This is a genomic window from Pseudobacillus sp. 179-B 2D1 NHS (genome assembly GCF_045370945.1).
GTDB lineage: Bacteria > Bacillota > Bacilli > Bacillales > Domibacillaceae > Pseudobacillus.
In genome coordinates this window covers 39,751-61,706 of record NZ_JBIQDP010000006.1, presented here as the reverse complement: position 1 = coordinate 61,706, position 21,956 = coordinate 39,751, and the positions used below count along the sequence as shown (strand labels likewise).

Below are 21,956 nucleotides of genomic sequence, written 5' to 3'. Positions count from 1 at the left end.
AGGCAGAGGGGAAAAGGAGGGAAAACCTATGAGTGAAATCACAGCTCCGTCAATGATTAAAGTGATTGCTTTCCAATTAATGGATAAAGAATATGCATTTCCTGTTCACCAAGTTCAGGGGATTGAAAAGTTGATTCACATAACGCGTGTGCCGGGAACGGTTTCTTTTATTAAAGGTGTGATCAATCTAAGGGGAGTGGTTACTCCAATTATTGATCTGCGTAATCGCTTTAGTCTGCCGGAAAAAGAGTACGATGAGCAGACCAGAATTATTATTGCGGCGTCTGATGATATTGAAGTCGGTTTAGTTGTAGATAGCGCCAATGATGTTCTTGATATTCCAAAAAGCATCATTGAACCTCAACCAGACATCGTCGGTGCCGTAGAAGCGGAATATATTACAGGCGTGGCTAAACTAGAAAAGAGACTGCTTATCTTATTAAATTTAGAAAGAGTTTTTAAATAATAGGGGCATATGGCCATGAATTATATCGAAAAGATTAATACGACCCATTTAGATATTTTAAAAGAATTCGGCAATATTGGTGCCGGACATGCAGCTACTGCTCTTTCTACTTTACTGAACAAACAAATTGATATGAAAGTGCCTAGTGCCCGTATCGTTTCATTTAACGATATGATGGAGATGGCGGGCGGTGCAGAAGAGGAAGTAGTGAGTGTGAGTCTTAGGATTGAAGGAGAAGTTACAGGGAATATGTTCTTTGTTCTTTCCTTAAGGCAAGCGGAAAGCTTTATTAGCAATATGACCGGGGACAGAGCTTTTTCTTTTAAGGAAGCGGGAGAGAAAAGTATCGGTCTCTCTGCCATGCAGGAACTTGGAAACATTTTATCAGGCTCTTACTTATCAGCCCTTGGGGACTTTACTCGCTTACAGATTTATCCTTCCGTTCCAGAACTGGCCATAGATATGTTTGGCGCTATTATTAGCTATGGATTGGTCGAGTCTTCTCAATATGGGGATTATGCGATTGTTATTGAAACAATATTAAAGGAAGTCCAGGCAGGATATACAGACGAAATGAAAGGGCATTTCTTTCTGCTTCCTGATCCTTTATCGTTTGGTCCAATTTTTGAGGCCCTTGGAGTCGGGTTAAATGAGTAGTATTGGACAAATCGTAAAAGTAGGGATTGCTGATTTAAATATTGTTCGTCCACCAAATGCCATTCGCACATCGGGGCTAGGATCTTGCGTTGGAGTGGTGATTTATGATGACCGGACATCTGTCGCTGGGATGGTACATGTTATGCTGCCAGACTCATCGCTTGCCAAAAATGGCCATATGAATAAAGCTAAATATGCAGATACAGGCATCAATGAATTGGTCGCTCTATTAAAAGCTGAAGGCGCACAAGTCTACAGATTGAAAGCAAAGATTGCTGGTGGCGCTCAAATGTTTCAATTTAGTTCGCAAAACAGCTCATTCAAAATTGGACCTAGGAATGTTGCAGCTGTGAAGCAAGTACTAGAGGCCCATCATATACCGCTCATAGCGGAAGACACAGGTGGAAACAGCGGCCGTACAATAGAATTTGATCCGCATACTTGCGATCTTCATATAAGAACAGTTAATAAAGGCAATCACATAATATAAAGGGGACATACAAGTGTCCCTTTCGTTATGTAACGAAGTTTACCGTTGAAGCATCAAACAATTTTTAAAAGATAAAACGCTTAAAGAGAACAGAGTAGAGAAGTGTAAATAGAAGATTATAGAGAAAGTAAATGGGTTATTGTTAGAGTGATGGAATAATATACATATTTTCCCTTTGTCGTATTTTGAAAATTTATTTGCGTTTTGGCGGTATTTTCTAATAAAATGTGGAAGATAAAGAATAAATTAGCCTGACCGTTTTTTTCAGAAAAACTTCTCTGAGAGGTCAATCCGAGGAGGAGAAACGTCAAATATGGCCAAACAGAACAGATATGATGAACAAAAGTTGTGGGCTGCCTGGAAAGAGTCAGAGGATCCAGAGGCAGGCAATCTGCTTGTAGAAAAGTACATGCCACTTGTATCCTTTCATTCTCAACGGATATCAGCAAGCTTGCCGAAAAGCGTCAATAAAGAAGATATTAAAAGTCTTGGATTGATGGGTTTGTACGATGCGTTGAAAAAATTTGATCCAACCCGCGATTTAAAGTTTGATACGTATGCTTCTTTTCGCATTCGTGGAGCGATTTTGGATGGGCTTCGAAAGGAAGACTGGCTCCCGAGAGGAACGAGAGAAAGGGCAAAAAAGATTGAAGCAAAGATTGAGGAATTGGAACAAAAATACCTTCGAAAAATCACCGCAGCGGAAGTTGCAGAACAACTTGACATTTCGGAAGAAGAAGTTCATCAGACGATGACGGAGCATTTATTTTCCAATGTCCTATCGATGGACGAACAAGTACATGATAATGAAGATTCGGAAGGAAAGAGATTTGTATTAAAAGACGAGAAGGCAGATCTGCCGGAAGATGTTCTTGTGAAGGGTGAGCTGATTCAGGAGTTGACGGAGGAAGTTTCTAAGCTGTCTGAGAAAGAACAGCTCGTGCTCAGCTTATTCTATCATGAAGAGCTGACTTTAACTGAGATCGGTGAGGTAATGAATCTTTCGACTTCAAGAATCTCCCAAATTCATTCAAAAGCATTGTTTAAGCTGAAAAATCAGCTTGTAAAAATCAACGGATCGGTACATTAAGAAAAAGTTTCATCTTTAAGGAGATCTAATGGCTACTCTATTTATTTTTATTTCATTTATACTTAATGCTGTTGCTCTATTGGCAATTATTTTATTGTTTACAAGACAAAATCGTCTGTATGAAGTAAAGAGACAACAGGAGAAGCTAGTGGCGGATATGGAAGAAATGATGGCTGCTTACTTGCTGGAAATGAAAGAAGAGAATGAGAGGTTTATTAAAGAGTTTTCATCTCATCCTACAGCGGAAGATACTTTTTCAATAAGAACACCTTCTCCGCCAAAAGCTGCCAGCGAACAGACTTCTGCGGACAACATACAGGCGGATTCGCTAACTATCTCTGCTCCTTCTATGCAACGGGTGCGGGCTGCTCAGGTATATAATGTAACAAATAAAACACCAAATGAAGATGGAAAAGAACAAATAAAAGAAAATATCGCGTTGCCGGACGAGCAGAAGGCATCAGAGGATATTTTCTCATTGAATGAGCAGGGACTTAGCATAGGAGAGATCGCTAAAAAATTAAATAAAGGAAAGACGGAAGTAGAATTAGCATTGAAATTTGCTAAGACCGGTAAAAATAGTTGATTGCATTGCCTGGCTATGGTATAGTTACTAACGGTGTTATTACACACGCTCCCTGATTTGCTCAGATGGTGCTGTCTTTTAGGACAGTTTCTGATCGAAAATGATGAGAGCGGAGGAAAAATTAAAACCATTAGGAGGAACTAAAACATGTCAGTTATTTCAATGAAGCAATTGCTTGAAGCTGGTGTTCACTTCGGTCACCAAACACGCCGTTGGAACCCAAAAATGAAAAAATATATTTTCCAGGAGCGTAATGGAATCTATATTATCGACCTTCAAAAAACAGTAAGAAAAGTTGAAGAAGCTTATAAATTCGTTAGAGAATTAGCTGAAAACGGCGGAAAAGTTCTTTTCGTTGGAACGAAAAAACAAGCTCAAGAATCTGTAAAAGAAGAAGCAGAACGTTCAGGAATGTACTATGTAAACCAACGCTGGTTAGGTGGTACATTAACAAACTTCTCAACTATCCAAAAACGTGTACAACGCTTAAAAAACATCGAGAAAATGGAAGAGGACGGCACATTTGACGTACTTCCTAAAAAAGAAGTTGTACAATTGAAAAAAGAGCATGAACGTTTAGTGAAATTCCTTGGTGGAATTAGAGATATGAAAGACCTTCCTGATGCCCTTTTCATCATCGATCCTCGTAAAGAGCGTATTGCTGTGGCGGAAGCTCGTAAATTGAATATTCCAATCGTTGGTATCGTTGATACGAACTGTGATCCGGATGAAATCGATTATGTTATTCCAGCAAATGATGATGCGATCCGCGCTGTTAAACTTTTAACAGGCAAAATGGCTGATGCTATCCTTGAAGCAAAACAAGGTGAAGAAACAGCAAAAGTTGAAGAAACAACAGAAGTTGAAGAAACAGCAGCAGCTGAGTAAAAGCTGATAAAAAGGTGATAAGTAGACCTTCTCTTATCACCTTTTTTTAAAAAGAAAAAAGTAAAACTGTGCATCGTAAAGAAGCATATGACTCAAAGGAGGAAATAAATTATGGCAATTACTGCTCAAATGGTTAAAGAACTACGTGAAAAAACTGGCGCTGGTATGATGGATTGTAAAAAAGCGCTAACAGAAACTGATGGTGATATGGAAAAAGCAATTGATTTCCTTCGCGAAAAAGGCATGGCTAAAGCTGCCAAAAAATCTGACCGCATTGCAGCGGAAGGTACGACTTTTATCAAGAGCGAAGGCAACACTGCTGTTATTTTAGAAGTAAACTCAGAAACAGACTTCGTTGCAAAGAACGAAGGTTTCCAAGTGCTTGTAAAAGAATTAGCTGATCATTTGCTTGCTAAAAAGCCTGCAAACGTAGAAGAAGCACTTGAGCAAAAAATGGATAACGGCCAAACAGTTAGTGATTTCATCAATGAAGCGATTGCGAAAATTGGTGAAAAATTAACTCTTCGACGCTTTGAAATTAAAACAAAAAGCGACAATGCTGCCTTCGGTGAATACTTGCATATGGGCGGGCGCATTGGTGTTTTAACTGTTCTTGAAGGAACAACTGATTCAAGTGCAGCAAAAGATGTAGCCATGCACGCAGCTGCTTTAAATCCTAAATACATCTCCCGTGATGCAGTTTCTGAAGAAGAAGTGGCTCGTGAGCGTGAGGTATTAACTCAACAAGCATTGAACGAAGGCAAGCCAGAGAATATCGTAGCAAAAATGGTTGAAGGCCGTCTTGGCAAATTCTTTGAGGAAATTTGCTTAGTTGACCAGCCATTTGTTAAAAACCCTGATGAAAAAGTGGGCAAGTTCGTTCAATCTAAAGGAGCAGAAGTGACTGCACTTGTGCGCTATGAAGTGGGCGAAGGCCTTGAGAAGCGTCAAGACAATTTCGCTGAAGAAGTAATGAATCAAGTGAAAAAATAATTCTTTTCTATTGAGTGAAGATAGAAAGAAATTGTTATTGTTAGATGGGAATCCCTTGCCGGTTATTGGTGAGGGATTTCATCTAGAGTTTGGCAATTTTCCATAAGGTTAAGGCCGAGGCAAACCAATAACCATACATACGGAGGTTTACATGAGCGTTCCAAAATATAAACGGGTAGTATTAAAGTTAAGCGGGGAAGCGCTGGCAGGAGAGGCCGGATTTGGCATTAATCCAGCTGTTATTAAATCAATTGCTGAGCAAGTCAAAGAAATTGCTGAACTCGATATAGAGGTGGCAGTCGTAGTAGGCGGCGGCAACATCTGGAGAGGAAAGATCGGCAGTGAAATGGGTATGGACCGCGCAACAGCTGATTATATGGGCATGCTTGCTACTGTGATGAACTCAATGGCTCTACAGGATAGCCTAGAGCAGCTTGGGATTGAAACACGTGTTCAGACTTCTATAGAGATGCGGCAGGTAGCAGAACCTTATATCCGCCGTCGGGCAATCCGCCATCTCGAAAAGAAGCGAGTGGTTATTTTTGCTGCAGGCACAGGTAACCCTTACTTTTCTACAGATACAACAGCTGCGCTTCGGGCCGCTGAGATTGAAGCAGAAGTTATTTTGATGGCTAAAAATAATGTAGATGGCGTGTATTCAGCAGACCCACGCGTTGATAAAAATGCCGTTAAGTATGATCAATTGTCTTACCTTGATGTCATTAAAGAAGGGCTTGCTGTTATGGATTCAACGGCCTCATCATTATGTATGGACAATGACATACCGCTTATTGTTTTCTCTATTACAGAAAACGGCAATATTAAACGGGTAGTTATGGGTGAAAATATCGGAACAATTGTGAGGGGGAAGGAATAATGGCAAATCAAACAATTGAACAGATGAAAGAAAGAATGTCTAAAGCAATTCAAGCGTATACGAGAGAGCTCGCCTCCATTCGTGCTGGACGTGCGAATGCTTCATTGTTAGACCGGATAACGGTCGATTACTATGGGGCACCAACACCGATTAACCAGCTTGCTTCTGTATCTGTGCCGGAAGCACGTCTTCTCGTTATTCAGCCTTATGATAAAACAGCGATGGGTGACATTGAGAAAGCTATTTTAAAATCGGATCTTGGGCTAACGCCATCTAACGATGGATCGGTTATCCGTCTTGCATTCCCTGCTTTAACAGAAGAGCGCCGCAAGGAATTGGCTAAAGTAGTGAAAAAAGAAGCGGAAGACGCAAAGGTAGCTATTCGCAATATTCGCCGTGATGCGAATGAAGAGCTGAAAAAATTGGAGAAAGCTGGCGACATTACTGAGGATGAGCTGCGTGGCTTAACGGATGATGTGCAAAAGCAAACGGATGATTTCATTAGCAAAATCGACGGTATTTCCAAGGATAAAGAAAAAGAAATTATGGAAGTCTAATGTAAAAACCCTCTTCGCTGTAAGAGGGTTTTCTTCTTTTTTTTATTGAATAAAAAAATACATCCATTTCTACAAAGTAATCAACAAACAATTTTGGTATTATAATAGATAATGATTTGTTTATAATTTGGTGATGCTACATCGTGGAGGATATTTTATGATCAATAAGAGAAAATTATGGAAAACAGCAGATGACCATAATATCGAAGATCGAATAGAAAGAATTAAAGAGGAGTTAGTGCCGGAGCATATTGCAATCATTATGGACGGCAATGGCAGATGGGCAAAAAGAAGAGCCCTTCCCCGAATTGCTGGTCACCATGAAGGAATGAAGACGGTAAAAAAGATAACTAAACTTGCTAATAAGTTGGGTGTCAAAGTATTAACACTCTATGCCTTCTCAACAGAAAACTGGAAGCGGCCGAAACATGAAGTGGATTTTTTAATGAAATTGCCTGAAGAGTTTCTTGGCACGTTTTTACCGGAATTGATTGAAGAAAATGTCCAGGTACAAATGATGGGAGAGAGAAATCAAATACCGAAACACACGCTCAGTGCGGTAGAAAAAGCGATGGAACAAACGAGTGGCAATGATGGATTAATATTAAACTTTGCTTTAAATTACGGAAGTCGTGCGGAGATTTTAACGGCTGTAAAAAATATTATTCATGATGCAAAAAATGGTATACTATTAGAGGAAAATTTAAATGAAGAGCTTTTTTCGAGCTATCTTATGACAGAGCATTTAAAAGATCCGGACTTGCTTATCCGGACGAGCGGAGAAATTCGTTTGAGCAATTTTATGCTTTGGCAGCTGGCCTATACTGAGTTTTGGTTTACCGATACTAATTGGCCTGATTTTAAAGAAACAGATTTGCTCGAAGCAGTGGAAGCTTTTCAGCGCCGTTCCCGTCGGTTCGGTGGTTTGTCGTAATTATTCATCAGGACAAGAGTTAGGAGTTTGAGACATGAAACAACGTATTTTGACCGCTGTTATTGCGGCGGCCGCTTTTTTGCCGGTCGTGCTGTACGGCGGCTGGCCTTTTATTATATTGGCTTATTTAATGGCTATCATTGGCCTAACGGAAGCATTAAAAATGAAAAAAATTGCTCCTGCTTCGATGCCCGGGCTGCTTTCTATCATACTTCTCTGCATTGTGTTAATGCCGGAACGCCTGACTGTTGCTATCGAACAAGTGGGCTACGATAAGCTGCAGCTATCTGCCTTGTTCGTGTTATTGATGCTAGCATACACGGTTGTTTCAAAAAATAAGTTTCATTTTGAAGATGCAGGGTTTTGCGTTCTGGCTGCGCTTTATGTCGGCTTTGGTTTTTATTATTTCATAGAAACGAGAGAAGCGGGCGCTATATTCGTCTTTTTTGCCCTTCTAATTACGTGGGCGACAGACTCGGGTGCTTATTTTGTAGGCCGGTCGCTCGGAAAGCGCAAACTATGGCCGGAAATTAGTCCGAACAAAACAGTAGAAGGTTCAGTTGGTGGTATTTTTGCAGCAGTAATCGTCGCTTTGATTATTGCCCTGCTAGCGGATATGGATATACCGTTGTTTAAACTGTTAATTGCTACAGCTGTGCTGTCTGTATTTGGACAGCTTGGCGACTTGGCAGAATCAGCTCTTAAGCGCCATTACGAAGTAAAGGATTCAGGGACTTTATTGCCGGGCCATGGCGGTATTTTGGACCGTACAGACAGCTGGTTATTTGTTTTTCCGCTTGTTCATTTACTGCATCTAGTGTGACAGCAGAGTTTGTTTGAGGAGATGAAAGATGTGAAGAAATTAAGTCTTTTAGGTGCAACTGGCTCGATCGGCCGCCAGACACTGGATGTGATCCGGGAGCATCGTGATGATTTTGCGCTGGTTGCTTTTTCAGCCGGTCGAAATATTGAAGAAACACGGAACATTATTAGTGGGTTTCAACCTGAATTAGTATCTGTCGAGCTTCGGGAGGACGCGGAGAAACTAAAGTCAGAATTTCCTTTTTTAAAAGTGGTGTACGGACAAGAAGGACTTGTTGAAACGGCTGTTTATCAAAAGGCGGACATTCTTGTGAATGCTGTGCTTGGGAGTGTCGGCTTACGCCCGACACTGCAGGCGATTGAAGCAGGTAAGACAATTGCTATCGCAAATAAAGAAACACTTGTAACGGCCGGGCATTTAGTTATGGCAGCCGCTGAAAAGCATAATGTGGCTCTTTTGCCGGTAGACAGTGAGCATTCTGCGATTTTTCAATGTCTGCAAGGGGAAAAAGAGAAAAACATTGCACGCCTCATACTGACCGCTTCGGGAGGTAGCTTCCGTGACCGGACACGAGAAGAATTAAAAAATGTAACTGTACAGGAAGCGTTAAATCATCCAAATTGGTCAATGGGCGCAAAGATCACGATTGATTCGGCTACAATGATGAATAAAGGCTTGGAAGTTATTGAAGCACACTGGCTTTTTCATTTGCCATATGAGCAAATAGATGTTATTTTACATCGAGAAAGTATTATTCATTCGATGGTCGAATTTCAAGATAGTTCGGTAATCGCTCAATTAGGTACCCCTGATATGCGCGTGCCAATCCAATATGCGCTTTCTTATCCAGACCGGCTCCCTTTGCCTTCTGCTCGGCGTCTCAATTTGCTGGAAGCGGGCAAGCTTCATTTTCAGCCGATGGATCAAAAGCGTTTTCGGATGCTTGCGCTTGCTTATCAGGCGGGAAAAGCGGGCGGCACAGTTCCCACTGTGTTGAATGCTGCTAACGAGGCGGCTGTTGCTGCTTTTCTTGACGGGAAAATAACATTTTTGCAAATTGATGAAATGGTAGAGCGGGCTCTTGAAAAACATCAGTCCATTATGCAGCCCGATCTGGAAACGATACAGCAAACCGACAAAGAAACACGGAATTTCGTCCACTCACTTTTATAAAAAAGGTGGTTATCTATATTGAATACTGTTATAGCGTTTATCGTTATATTTGGCGCCCTCGTTTTTTTTCACGAGCTAGGTCACTTTATTTTTGCCAAGCGGGCGGGGATTCTCTGTCGAGAGTTTGCCATCGGTTTCGGACCAAAAGTGTTTTTTCATAAAAAAGGAGAAACCATATATACTCTTCGGCTTCTTCCTCTAGGGGGATATGTCCGCATGGCTGGGGAAGACCCAGAAATGGTAGATTTAAAAGCCGGTCATCGCATCGGTGTTCTATTTAATGAGCATGAAGAAATTGTCAAAGTTATCGTTTCTGGTAAAGACCGTTATCCAGAAGCTCGAGTAATTGAGGTAGAGACCGCCGATCTTGAACATCAGCTTATTATTAGAGGCTATGAGGACGGAGAAGAAGAAATTAAAACGTTTCCGATCCATCGGGAGGCCGTTATTTTAGAGGATGGGGTGGAGAGCCAGATCGCGCCATGGGACCGACAGTTCGCCTCGAAAACGCTAGGACAGCGATCGATGGCTATTTTTGCAGGTCCGCTCTTTAACTTTATTTTAGCTTTTTTTGTTTTTATTCTCATTGCTATGATGCAGGGAATGCCTACAAACGAGCCCGAGCTTGGCAAGCTGACCTCCGATGGAGCAGCAAAAGAAGCGGGCTTAATGGAAGGCGACAAAGTTATTAGCATTAATGGACAAGGGGTAGCAAGCTGGAATGATATCGTTACTGTCATTCAGAAAAACCCCCAGTCTGAGATTGACTTTACAGTAGAAAGAGACAATAAAACACTAGATATTCCAGTAACACCGAAGGTCCGTGAGGTGGAAGATCAAAAGATTGGAGTAATCGGTGTACACAGTCCAGTAGAAAAATCGTTCTTCGGTTCCATCGCCTATGGCGCGAAAGAAACGTATTTTTGGACAGTAGAAATTATTCGGTTGGTCGGCAAGCTCGTCACTGGGCAATTTTCGATCGATATGCTTTCGGGTCCTGTTGGCATCTATGTATCCACTGACACAGTAGCTAAGTCAGGCATTATGAACTTGATGAAGTGGGCCGGCGTGTTAAGCATTAACCTAGGCATTATGAATTTACTGCCGCTTCCAGCATTGGACGGCGGGCGCCTATTGTTTTTCCTCGTTGAAGCGCTCAGAGGCAAGCCGATTGATCGCCAAAAAGAAGGAATGGTTCATTTTGTTGGTTTCGCCTTGTTAATGCTTTTAATGATCGTGGTAACATGGAATGATATTCAACGATTCTTTTTACAATAAAATAGTCTGAGGTGTATGTGATGAAACAAAGCCAAACGTTAATACCCACATTAAGAGAGGTACCGGCTGATGCGGACGTAAAAAGCCATCAGTTGCTGTTAAAAGCGGGATTTATCCGTCAAAACGCCAGCGGAGTATACAGTTATTTGCCGCTTGGTAAAAAAGTGCTTCGCAAGGTAGAGGAAATTGTTCGTGAGGAAATGGACAACGCTGGAGCTGCAGAACTTTTGATGCCAGCTTTACAGCAGGCTGAGCTGTGGCAGGAATCTGGACGCTGGTACACGTACGGCCCAGAGCTTATGCGCTTGAAAGATCGACATGAACGCGAGTTTGCCCTTGGAGCAACTCACGAAGAAGTGATTACAAGCCTGGTTCGTGATGAAATAAAATCGTACAAGCGTTTGCCGTTAACCTTGTATCAAATCCAAACGAAATTCCGGGATGAAAAGCGGCCGCGGTTTGGCCTGCTCCGCGGGCGGGAGTTTGTTATGAAAGATGCTTATTCTTTTCATACCTCTCATGAAAGCTTAGCGGAAGTATATGACCGGATGTACACGGCTTATTCAAATGTATTCCGTCGCTGCGGATTAGATTTTCGAGCTGTTATTGCTGACTCAGGAGCGATGGGTGGCAAGGACACACATGAATTTATGGTTCTTTCTGAGATCGGTGAAGATACCATTGCCTACTCTGATTCTTCTGATTATGCAGCTAACATTGAAATGGCTCCGGTTGTTACTGCCTATGAAAAGAGCGGGGAAGCGGAGCGCCAAATGGAAAAAGTGGAAACTCCGGATGCTAAAACAATCAGCAGTGTAGCAGAGCTCTTGAATGTTTCTGCGGAGCAATGTTTAAAAACGCTTCTCTTTAAAGTGGATGGAGAATATGTCATCGTTCTCGTTCGGGGCGATCATGAAGTGAATGAAATTAAATTGAAAAACTTATTCCAGGCAGGTGTCGTTGAGCTTGCCGAGCATGAAGAAGTGAACGAAGTGCTTGGCTGCACGATTGGTTCTCTTGGACCGGTAAACGCCAAAGAAGGTGTGAAAGTAATTGCGGACCATGCGGTGAAAGCTATTACGAATGGTGTGTGTGGAGCGAATATAGAAGGCTATCATTTTATAAATGTAAATGCGGAAAAAGATTATCGTGTAGATCAGTATGCGGACTTGCGCTTTATTCAAGAAGGAGATCTTTCTCCGGATGGAAAAGGAACCATTAAGTTTGCTAAAGGAATCGAAGTAGGCCATATATTCAAATTGGGCACACGCTACAGTGAAGCGATGAATGCCACGTATTTGGATGAAAACGGCCGGACGCAACCAATGATCATGGGCTGTTACGGAATTGGGGTTTCACGGACGTTGGCTGCCGTAGCTGAACAATTTAATGATGAACAAGGATTTATTTGGCCGAAGGCCCTCTCTCCTTTCGATATTCACTTAGTGCCAATCAATATGAAGGATGAAGGTCAGCGTACACTTGCTGAAGAGCTTTACAGTCTGCTTCGAGAGAACCGTTATGATGTATTGATGGATGACCGAGCAGAGCGTCCGGGCGTGAAGTTTGCCGATAGTGATTTAATCGGTTTGCCTATCCGAGTAACAGTAGGCAAAAAGGCAGCAGAGGGAATTGTTGAAGTGAAGGTTCGCAAAACCGGTGAAATGATAGAAATTCAGCGAAATGAGCTTGTCTCTAAGCTGCATGAGATTTTTCAAGCCATCTAATTGTCAATGTTATCGGCTGATTCTCCTGCAGAGACTTAGCTAAGTTAATAATTTTAGAGCGGTAATTTTGTTGCTATCTAAGTTTGTGCAGCATAAATATTTAAAGTCACCTGAATCAGGTGGCTTTTTCTTTCTGAATTTCTGTTAAAATAGAAGAGAACAATCAATTGGGAGGCATGCAAATGAGTGAAGAATCCCAGGGAAGACGACAGCGGTTCCAGCTGCTCTTACAGCAATTGAAATTGACAGAAGATGCAGTCGTCCGCCATTTTGAGGGAGCTGAAATTGCAAAGTTAACAGTAGAAAGACAGACCAAACGTTGGCATTTTTCTTTTGTCACCGAAACTATTATTCCTTGTCAGCTTCTTGAAACTTTTACAAATGCGCTACATTATGCATTTAAAGAGATTGCGCAGGTTACTTTTTCAATAAAAGCAAAAAATACAGCTGTGACAGAAGAGTTGATCAGTGAATATTGGTCCTTTTGCGTAAGTCAGCTAGAGGGAATCTCTCCTCCGATGCTTGCGCTGTTAAATAGACGTACACCTACTGTGAAAGGAAATAAATTAATCGTTAGTGTTGGCAATGATACAGAAGGCATGACATTAAAAAATAAATATGGCGAATGGATTTGCCGTACTTATCAAAACTATGGCTTTCCACCGGTAGCATTTGATATAGCAGTTGCAGAGGCAGAAACAAATGATGAATTCCAACAGTTTTTGGAAGCCAAACAAAAGGAAGATGCGGAGAGAGCTATGCAGGCAGTAGCTGAAATGCAGAAACGGGAAGAAAATGCAGGAGACGATCAAGAGGTGGCTAGTGGTCCTCTTATGATTGGCTTAACCATCAAAGAAGATGCCGAGTTTAAAAAGCTGGAGGAAATTCAAGATGAAGAGCGCCGAATAGCGATTGAAGGATATGTTTTTGATGCGGAAACGAAAGAACTTCGAAGTGGCCGTACGCTGCTAACATTTAAAATTACTGATTATACGGACTCTATATTAGTAAAAATGTTTTCTCGTGACAAAGAGGACGCAGCTCTTTTCGGCCGTTTGAAAAAAGGCATGTGGGTAAAGGCAAGAGGGACTGTGCAAAATGATACGTTTGTCCGTGATCTTGTCATGATTGCCAATGATGTCAATGAGATCGCTCCAGTTATGCGCCAGGATACAGCTCCCGAAGAGGAAAAGCGTGTGGAGCTTCACCTGCATACACCAATGAGTCAAATGGACGCCGTCTCACCAATAGGCGATTTGGTAGCCCAAGCAGCTAAATGGGGACACAAGGCTATCGCCGTTACCGATCATGCAGTAGTTCAATCGTTTCCAGACGCCTATAGTGCCGGGAAAAAGCATGGCATAAAAGTGCTGTATGGCTTGGAAGCTAATTTGGTAGATGACGGCGTTCCGATTGCTTACAATGACGTTCATCGCTTGCTTGCGGATGAAACCTACGTGGTGTTCGACGTAGAAACGACAGGGCTTTCAGCTGTTTATGATACGATTATTGAATTGGCCGCAGTGAAAATAAAAGACGGTGAAATTGTGGACCGTTTTGAATCATTTGCTAATCCGCACCATCCTCTTTCTGCGACTACAATTAATTTAACGGGCATCACAGATGATCTTGTTCAAAACGCCCCTGAAGTCGAAGAAGTACTAAAAAAATTCAAAGATTGGGCAGGAGATGCCATTTTCGTTGCCCATAACGCTTCCTTTGACATGGGCTTCTTAGATGCCGGCTACGTTCGGTACAATCTTGGCAAGTCGTCGAATCCAGTTATCGATACGCTTGAATTGGCGAGATTTTTATACCCGACTTTAAAAAACCACCGGTTGAATACGCTCGCCAAAAAATTCGATGTCGAGCTTACCCAGCATCACCGGGCGATCTATGACGCCGAAGCGACGGGTTATTTGTTTTTAAGAATGCTCAAGGATGCGAATGAAAAAGGGATTGTTTATCATGATGATTTAAACACCCATATGGGGGATGGCGGTGCTTATAAACGAGCTCGCCCTTATCACTGTACAATTTTGGCACAAAACGATGCTGGTCTGAAGAATTTATTTAAACTTGTTTCGATTTCACATATAGATTATTTTTACCGGGTACCGAGAATTCCGAGATCTGTCCTCCAAAAGCATCGGGAAGGACTCATTGTCGGTTCGGGCTGTGATAAAGGCGAAGTATTTGAAAGCATGATGCAAAAGGGGATGGAGCAGGCAGAAAAAGCGGCTAAGTTTTATGACTATCTTGAGGTTCATCCAAAAGAAGTGTATAGCCACCTGCTTGAATTGGAGCTTGTTCGCGATAATAAAGCGCTTGAAGACATTATCAAAAAAATCGTAGAGCTGGGGGAGAAAATGCAGCTTCCTGTAGTAGCTACAGGGAATGTTCACTATCTAAACCCAACGGACAAGATTCACCGTAAAATCCTGGTTAGTTCTCAAGGAGGGGCGAATCCGCTTAACCGCCATGAGTTGCCGGATGTCCATTTCCGCACGACGAATGAAATGCTTGATGCCTTCAGTTTCCTTGGAAAAGAGACAGCAGAAAAAATTGTGATTAAGAACCCTAATGAAATAGCAGAGAACATTGCTGAAATTAAGCCGATCAAGGATGATCTTTATACGCCAAAAATTGAAGGGGCCGATGAAGAAATTCGCCAGATGAGCTATGACATGGCAAGGCGGATTTATGGAGAAGAACTGCCGGAAATCGTTGAAGCACGATTAGAAAAAGAGTTAAAAAGCATCATCGGACACGGATTCGCTGTTATTTACCTTATTTCTCATAAGCTCGTAAAAAAATCACTCGATGACGGCTATCTTGTTGGTTCCCGTGGATCCGTCGGCTCCTCGTTTGTGGCTACCATGACAGAAATTACAGAAGTGAACCCATTGCCGCCACATTACGTTTGTCCGCAGTGTAAAAGATCGGAGTTTTTTAATGACGGTTCTGTTGGCTCTGGATTTGATTTGCCTGATAAAAATTGTCCGGACTGCCAGGTCAGATACAAAAAGGATGGGCATGATATTCCGTTTGAAACATTCCTTGGGTTTAAAGGAGACAAGGTTCCGGATATCGACTTGAACTTCTCCGGAGAATATCAGCCGAGGGCCCACAATTATACGAAGGTACTATTCGGGGAAGAGTATGTATACCGGGCGGGAACGATTGGTACAGTGGCAGATAAAACAGCATTCGGTTATGTGAAAGGTTATGCTTCAGATAATAATCTGCAGCTCCGGAACGCAGAAGTGGACCGGCTGGCAAAGGGCTGTACTGGGGTTAAACGGACAACGGGTCAGCATCCTGGCGGAATTATCGTTGTACCAGATTATATGGACATTTATGACTTTTCGCCGATCCAATATCCGGCGGACAGTGATAAATCAGAATGGCGCACGACACATTTTGACTTCCATTCTATTCATGATAATTTGTTAAAGCTCGATATTTTAGGACACGATGATCCAACGGTTATTCGGATGCTGCAAGATTTATCCGGCATCGATCCAAAAACGATCCCGACGGATGATCCCGAAGTGATGAAAATATTCAGCGGCACGGAATCGCTCGGTGTAACAGAGGAGCAAATCATGTGTAAAACCGGTACACTTGGCATTCCGGAGTTTGGAACGCGCTTTGTCCGTCAAATGCTTGAGGACACGAAGCCAACAACATTTTCGGAACTCGTCCAAATCTCAGGGCTGTCCCACGGAACAGATGTATGGCTCGGAAACGCCCAAGAGCTCATCCATAATGGCATTTGTGAACTAAGTGATGTAATTGGCTGTCGGGATGATATTATGGTTTATCTGATTTATCAGGGACTTGATCCTGCTTTCGCTTTTAAAATTATGGAGTCTGTCCGTAAAGGTAAAGGCTTAACTGATGAGATGGAAGAGGAAATGCGCAATAATAAAGTGCCGGAATGGTATATCGATTCCTGTAAAAAGATTAAATATATGTTCCCGAAGGCCCATGCTGCAGCTTATGTATTAATGGCTGTACGGATTGCTTATTTTAAAGTTCATTTGCCCCTTCTGTATTATGCAGCATACTTTACGGTGCGGGCAGAGGATTTTGATATTGATTCGATGGTCAAGGGATCGGCTGCTATCAAATCACTTATTGAGGAAATTAACGCTAAAGGATTAGAAGCGTCTCCTAAAGAAAAGAGTTTATTAACGGTATTAGAGCTAGCGCTGGAAATGTGTGAGCGCGGCTTTACCTTCCAAAAAGTAGATTTATACCGCTCAAGTGCGGACCAATTTGTTATTGATGGTGACTCGTTGATTCCGCCATTTAATTCGATTCCGGGGCTTGGCACCAATGCTGCTTACAATATCGTAAAAGCCCGGGAAGAAGGAGAGTTCCTGTCTAAAGAAGACTTGCAGCAGCGCGGGAAGGTATCTAAAACGATCATCGAGTATTTAGATAACCATGGCTGTCTTGTCTCTCTGCCTGATCAGAATCAGCTCTCGCTGTTCTAAGGCAAATTGCCGACGAGTTGCATAAAATAAAGGGATATGGTATATTTTAATGGAAATACTAATTGATAACTCTCTTTGAAAGAGTGGGGCATCCCCACTCTTTCGTCTTTGTAAAGGAGTTTCATTCTTGGTCAGGAATTTTATTCAACCAGGGGGTATATATGAGCAAAGTAGTTGAAACAGTCGAACAGCTAGTAAAACCAATTACTGAAGAGCTGGACCTAGAATTAGTCGATATCGAATATGTAAAGGAAGGGAAAAGCTGGTTCCTTCGTGTTTACATTGACAAAGAAACAGGAGTAGATATTGAGGAGTGTGGAATGGTCAGTGAGCGGCTGAGTGAAAAGCTGGATGAGACAGATCCCATTCCTTATAACTACTTTTTGGAAGTTTCTTCTCCAGGAGCAGAGCGTCCGCTTAAGAAAACTCGTGATTATGAGCGGGCGGTCGGAAAGCGTGTGCACGTAAAAACCTACGAGCCGATTGATGGAGAAAAAACATTTGAAGGCACTTTGTTATCGTTTGAACAAGAAGAGCTTGTCATCGAGTATTTAATCAAAACGAGAAAGAAGCAAGTGACTATTCCATTGGAAAAGATTGCGAAAGCCCGGCTGGCTGTTTCATTTTCTTAAATGAAAGGAAGACAGCCGAGCTTTCGGCCTAGCTTGGTTCATCTCATGAAGCAAAGTTGACAGTTTATTATTATGTAAGGGGGCGGAACGTCCGATGAGCACTGAATTATATGATGCTCTTTTATATTTGGAGAAAGAAAAAGGGATCGAGCGCAATTTAATTATTGAAGCGATCGAAGCAGCGCTGGTTTCAGCATATAAACGAAACTTTAACCAGGCGCAAAATGTCCGTGTTGATTTAAATCTTGAAACAGGAACAATGCGAGTGTTTGCCCGGAAAGAAGTGGTAGATGAAGTATTTGATTCCCGTCTTGAGATTTCCGAAGCGGAGGCGCGAGAAATCAATCCTTCTTATGAGCTGGGAGACATTGTGGAACTTGAAGTGACACCGAAGGATTTTGGACGGATCGCTGCACAAACAGCTAAACAGGTCGTTACCCAGCGTGTGAGAGAAGCAGAAAGAGGCATTATCTATTCAGAATTTATTGACCGTGAAGAAGATATTATGACGGGGATCGTCCAGCGTCAAGACTCCCGTTTTATCTATGTCAGTCTTGGCAAAATCGAGGCCCTTCTTCCTCTTTCTGAGCAAATGCCAAACGAGAGCTATAAGCCACACGACCGCATAAAAGTCTATATCACCAAAGTAGAGCGGACAACGAAAGGACCCCAAATTTTCGTTTCACGGACTCATCCAGGGCTGCTAAAGCGGTTATTTGAGATTGAAGTACCGGAAATTTTTGATGGCACAGTAGAGATTCGTTCGGTTTCTCGTGAAGCGGGCGACCGTTCTAAAATTTCTGTATATGCAGAAAACCCTGAGGTCGATCCGGTCGGTGCTTGTGTGGGACCAAAAGGAAGCCGTGTGCAGGCGATTGTTAACGAACTAAAAGGTGAAAAGATTGATATCGTCAAGTGGTCTGAGGACCCAGTTGTTTTCGTTGCCAATGCATTAAGCCCATCGAAGGTAATTGATGTACAAGTGGATGAAGAAGCAAAGGCGACAACGGTAATTGTCCCGGATTACCAATTATCTCTCGCTATTGGCAAGCGGGGACAAAATGCCCGTCTAGCGGCAAAATTAACAGGTTGGAAGATTGATATTAAGAGTGAGACAGACGCCCGGGAAGCTGGAATCTATCCGCGTGATCATGCAGCATCTGCTGTTGAAGACGAAGGCGCCTATGACTTTTCCTCCGAAGAAATCGAATAAGAGGTGAAGAAAATGAATCGCCCAAAGAAGGTTCCGTTAAGAAAATGTGTAGCTACAGGTGAAATGAAAGCAAAAAAAGAAATGGTACGTGTAGTTCGTTCAAAAGAGGGAGACGTATCGGTCGATTTAACCGGGAAAAAATCCGGTCGCGGTGCGTATGTGTCAAAAACGAAAGAAGCGGTAGAGCTGGCAAAAAATAAAGGCATTCTATCAAGACAACTGAATGCCGATGTGCCAGACAGTGTATTTGAAGAACTCCTCTCTTACGTAGAAAAGGAGACGAAATAGCTGATGAATGAACCTCAGTGGGCCAAACTGCTGGGATTAGCCAATAGAGCACGAAAAATTATCTCAGGCGAAGAGCTGACAGTAAAAGAAATTCAAAAAGGCCGAGCGAAGCTGGTTCTGCTTTCAGCAGACGCATCACCCAATACGAGAAAAAAAATACAGGACAAAGCAGCCTATTATCAAGTGCCGTTAAGGTGGGTTGATAATCGGCAAGTCCTTGGCCAGGCCATTGGCAAAGAGGCGAGGGTAGTCGTAGCTGTTGTAGACGTGGGGTTTGCTAAAAAGCTTTCCACTCTCCTCGATGATACTATGCGGGGGTGAACATATGAGTAAGCAAAGAGTACATGAATATGCAAAAGAAAAAAACGTGTCAAGTAAAGTAGTCATTGAAAAACTCAAAGAGTTGAATGTAGAAGTCTCTAACCATATGACTGTTATTGACGAGGAGGCTATACAAAAATTGGAAAAATCTTTCGAAAACACAAACAAACAAACTAAATCTAATCAATCTAAACCAGGTACGTCCACTAAGCCAGCTGGCAGTTCCCAGGGAGCAGGACGAGGAGCATCTGCGAGCAAAGGAAAGCCAGGAAGCAAAGGGCCAGGCGGACAGAAAAATTCTCAGCAAAAAGGATTTAATCAAGGAAAAGGGAACAATAAAAATCAAGGGAGAGGCAAGCAGCAAGGAAACAAACAGCGACAAGTAAAACCAGTCGCTGCTCCACAGCCGCCAAAGGTAAAAGAACTCCCTGAAAAAATTACGTTTGCAGGCTCATTGACGGTTTCAGAATTGGCCAAGAAACTACATCGAGAGCCATCTGAAATTATCAAAAAGCTGTTTATGCTAGGCGTGATGGCAACGATTAATCAAGAGCTTGACAAAGATGCAATTGAGCTCATAGCAAGCGAATACGGCGTAGAAGTAGAAGAAGAAATTTTAATTGATAAAGCAGATTTAGAGGTTTACTTTGAAGAAGCAAATGAGGAAAGCGAGAAAACAGAACGGCCAGCGGTTGTGACGATCATGGGGCACGTTGACCACGGGAAAACAACCCTGCTTGATTCAATTCGCCATACAAAGGTAACCGAAGGAGAAGCTGGCGGAATTACTCAGCATATCGGTGCTTACCAGATTGAGGCCAATGATAAGAAAATCACTTTCCTCGATACTCCAGGACATGCTGCATTTACAACGATGCGTGCCCGCGGAGCGAAAATTACCGATATTACGATCCTTGTTGTGGCAGCAGATGACGGCGTTATGCCGCAAACAATCGAAGCGATTAATCATGCGAAAGCGGCTGAAGTGCCAATTATCGTAGCGGTAAATAAAATCGACAAGCCGACAGCTAATCCTGATCGCGTCATGCAGGAATTAACGGAGCAAGGGCTTGTTCCAGAAGCCTGGGGCGGCGATACGATCTTTGTTCCGCTTTCCGCGAAAACAGGAGAAGGTATTGAACAGCTTCTTGAAATGATTCTGCTCGTAGCAGAAGTAGCGGAACTCGAAGCTAATCCGAACCGCCGGGCAATCGGCACGGTGATTGAGGCTGAGTTGGATAAAGGCCGCGGCTCTGTTGCTACACTGCTTGTGCAAAACGGCACATTAAACATCGGAGATCCGATTGTTGTCGGAAATACATTCGGCCGTGTACGGGCAATGGTGAATGACCTTGGACGCCGTATTAAAACTGCTGGTCCTTCTACACCAATTGAAATTACCGGTTTAAATGACGTTCCATTAGCTGGAGACCGTTTCGTTGTATTTGAAGATGAAAAAACAGCGAGACAAATTGGTGAAGCTCGTGCCCAGGAAGCGTTGCAAGCACAACGCAGCGAGAAATCACGTGTCAGTCTTGATAATTTGTTTGAACATATGAAACAAGGGGAAATGAAAGACTTAAATATCGTTTTAAAAGCTGACGTTCAAGGGTCGCTTGAAGCGGTAGCAGCAGCTCTTCAAAAATTAGAAGTGGAAGGCGTAAATGTAAAAATCATTCACACAGGCGTCGGTGCGATCACCGAATCTGATATTATCCTTGCTTCCGCATCCAACGCTATTGTCATTGGCTTTAACGTTCGTCCAGACGTGAATGCGAAACGGGCAGCGGAAACAGAGGAAGTGGATGTTCGTCTACACCGTATTATTTACAAAGTGATCGAAGAGATTGAAGCGGCGATGAAAGGTATGCTCGACCCTGAGTTCCAAGAGAAAATTATTGGCCAGGCGGAAGTACGCCAAACATTTAAAGTATCTAAAGTTGGAACAATTGCTGGCTCTTATGTAACAGAAGGAAAAATCACTCGCGATAGCGGTGTTCGCTTAATCCGTGACGGCATTGTTATTTTTGAAGGGGAAGTCGATGCGCTCAAACGCTTTAAAGATGATGCGAAAGAAGTCAGCCAAGGGTATGAGTGCGGTATTACGATTAAAAACTTTAATGATGTGAAAGAGGGCGACATTATCGAAGCCTTCATCGAGGAAGAAATTGAGCGCAAATGATCGGTTATGCTGAGGTAGAATATTTGATTTATGACTCGCACTCTTTAAAGGAAAAGCGGGCAGTGCTACAGCGTACAGTTACACGCTTAAAGCAAAAATTAAATGTTTCCGTAGCAGAAATTGATCATCAAGATGTTTGGCAGCGTACGAAACTAGCTGTTGTCACTGTCGCTTCATCCAAGAAAGCGGCGGAAAGGGAGCTGGCGAATGCCTTGCATTTTCTTGACTCTTTCCCTGAGTGGGAACGGCTCGCTGTTTCCTATGAATGGCTATAGT

At 42.6% G+C, this 21,956-nt stretch carries 21 protein-coding genes; all 21 read left to right on the top strand.

The window, feature by feature from the left end; all coding sequences use genetic code 11:
* The first annotated feature begins 28 nt into the window (after positions 1 to 28).
* The 21 genes from ACH0BF_RS07995 (at position 29) to ACH0BF_RS07895 (ending at position 21,955) form a co-directional block, all read left to right on the top strand.
* Positions 29 to 466, top strand: coding sequence for a chemotaxis protein CheW (locus ACH0BF_RS07995; protein WP_120037276.1), 438 nt, complete (start codon positions 29 to 31; stop codon positions 464 to 466).
* A gap of 15 nt (positions 467 to 481) precedes the next feature.
* Positions 482 to 1,123, top strand: coding sequence for a chemotaxis protein CheC (locus tag ACH0BF_RS07990; protein ID WP_120037278.1), 642 nt, complete (start codon positions 482 to 484; stop codon positions 1,121 to 1,123).
* Positions 1,116 to 1,613 (top strand): chemotaxis protein CheD, encoded by a 498-nt coding sequence (locus ACH0BF_RS07985; protein ID WP_120037280.1) that lies wholly within the window; start codon positions 1,116 to 1,118, stop codon positions 1,611 to 1,613. Before ACH0BF_RS07990 ends, ACH0BF_RS07985 begins: the two co-directional genes overlap by 8 nt.
* 313 nt (positions 1,614 to 1,926) lie before the next feature.
* Positions 1,927 to 2,703, top strand: a complete 777-nt coding sequence (locus ACH0BF_RS07980; protein ID WP_120037282.1) for a FliA/WhiG family RNA polymerase sigma factor — start codon at positions 1,927 to 1,929, stop codon at positions 2,701 to 2,703.
* A 28-nt stretch (positions 2,704 to 2,731) separates the two neighbouring features.
* Complete coding sequence (locus tag ACH0BF_RS07975) at positions 2,732 to 3,289, top strand: hypothetical protein (RefSeq protein ID WP_340854664.1); 558 nt, start codon at positions 2,732 to 2,734, stop codon at positions 3,287 to 3,289.
* 147 nt (positions 3,290 to 3,436) lie between these two features.
* Positions 3,437 to 4,177 carry a 30S ribosomal protein S2 gene (rpsB, locus tag ACH0BF_RS07970; RefSeq protein WP_406909243.1) on the top strand — a complete coding sequence of 247 codons (741 nt, stop codon included), beginning with the start codon at positions 3,437 to 3,439 and terminating at the stop codon, positions 4,175 to 4,177.
* 111 nt (positions 4,178 to 4,288) lie between these two features.
* Positions 4,289 to 5,170, top strand: a complete 882-nt coding sequence (gene tsf / locus ACH0BF_RS07965) for a translation elongation factor Ts (RefSeq protein ID WP_120037288.1) — start codon at positions 4,289 to 4,291, stop codon at positions 5,168 to 5,170.
* A 151-nt stretch (positions 5,171 to 5,321) separates the two neighbouring features.
* Positions 5,322 to 6,047: a UMP kinase gene (gene pyrH / locus ACH0BF_RS07960; protein WP_120037290.1), complete on the top strand. Its 726-nt coding sequence runs from the start codon at positions 5,322 to 5,324 to the stop codon at positions 6,045 to 6,047.
* Entirely contained in the window at positions 6,047 to 6,604 is a 558-nt protein-coding gene (frr, locus tag ACH0BF_RS07955) for a ribosome recycling factor (RefSeq protein WP_120037292.1), read from the top strand. Before pyrH ends, frr begins: the two co-directional genes overlap by 1 nt.
* 157 nt (positions 6,605 to 6,761) lie before the next feature.
* Positions 6,762 to 7,538 (top strand): undecaprenyl pyrophosphate synthase, encoded by a 777-nt coding sequence (locus tag ACH0BF_RS07950; protein ID WP_340854659.1) that lies wholly within the window; start codon positions 6,762 to 6,764, stop codon positions 7,536 to 7,538.
* Positions 7,539 to 7,572: 34 nt separating this feature from the next.
* Positions 7,573 to 8,361: a phosphatidate cytidylyltransferase gene (locus tag ACH0BF_RS07945; protein WP_340854657.1), complete on the top strand. Its 789-nt coding sequence runs from the start codon at positions 7,573 to 7,575 to the stop codon at positions 8,359 to 8,361.
* A gap of 30 nt (positions 8,362 to 8,391) precedes the next feature.
* A complete protein-coding gene (gene dxr / locus ACH0BF_RS07940) occupies positions 8,392 to 9,534 on the top strand; it encodes a 1-deoxy-D-xylulose-5-phosphate reductoisomerase (RefSeq protein ID WP_120037298.1) in 1,143 nt (380 codons plus the stop codon).
* Between the two features lie 18 nt (positions 9,535 to 9,552).
* Positions 9,553 to 10,812, top strand: coding sequence for an RIP metalloprotease RseP (gene rseP / locus ACH0BF_RS07935; protein WP_340854655.1), 1,260 nt, complete (start codon positions 9,553 to 9,555; stop codon positions 10,810 to 10,812).
* A gap of 20 nt (positions 10,813 to 10,832) precedes the next feature.
* Positions 10,833 to 12,539 carry a proline--tRNA ligase gene (locus tag ACH0BF_RS07930; RefSeq protein WP_340854653.1) on the top strand — a complete coding sequence of 569 codons (1,707 nt, stop codon included), beginning with the start codon at positions 10,833 to 10,835 and terminating at the stop codon, positions 12,537 to 12,539.
* A gap of 182 nt (positions 12,540 to 12,721) precedes the next feature.
* Entirely contained in the window at positions 12,722 to 17,044 is a 4,323-nt protein-coding gene (locus ACH0BF_RS07925; protein ID WP_340854652.1) for a PolC-type DNA polymerase III, read from the top strand.
* A gap of 161 nt (positions 17,045 to 17,205) precedes the next feature.
* Complete coding sequence (rimP, locus tag ACH0BF_RS07920) at positions 17,206 to 17,676, top strand: ribosome maturation factor RimP (protein ID WP_120037305.1); 471 nt, start codon at positions 17,206 to 17,208, stop codon at positions 17,674 to 17,676.
* A gap of 94 nt (positions 17,677 to 17,770) precedes the next feature.
* On the top strand, positions 17,771 to 18,889 hold the full coding sequence (gene nusA / locus ACH0BF_RS07915; RefSeq protein WP_120037307.1) for a transcription termination factor NusA: 1,119 nt from the start codon (positions 17,771 to 17,773) through the stop codon (positions 18,887 to 18,889).
* 12 nt (positions 18,890 to 18,901) lie between these two features.
* Positions 18,902 to 19,177 (top strand): RNase P modulator RnpM, encoded by a 276-nt coding sequence (gene rnpM / locus ACH0BF_RS07910; protein ID WP_120037309.1) that lies wholly within the window; start codon positions 18,902 to 18,904, stop codon positions 19,175 to 19,177.
* Between the two features lie 3 nt (positions 19,178 to 19,180).
* Entirely contained in the window at positions 19,181 to 19,498 is a 318-nt protein-coding gene (locus ACH0BF_RS07905; RefSeq protein WP_120037311.1) for a YlxQ family RNA-binding protein, read from the top strand.
* Between the two features lie 4 nt (positions 19,499 to 19,502).
* Entirely contained in the window at positions 19,503 to 21,680 is a 2,178-nt protein-coding gene (gene infB / locus ACH0BF_RS07900) for a translation initiation factor IF-2 (RefSeq protein WP_340854648.1), read from the top strand.
* Complete coding sequence (locus ACH0BF_RS07895) at positions 21,677 to 21,955, top strand: DUF503 domain-containing protein (protein ID WP_120037315.1); 279 nt, start codon at positions 21,677 to 21,679, stop codon at positions 21,953 to 21,955. The genes infB and ACH0BF_RS07895 overlap by 4 nt, the downstream gene beginning before the upstream one ends.
* The last annotated feature ends 1 nt before the right edge of the window (position 21,956 follow it).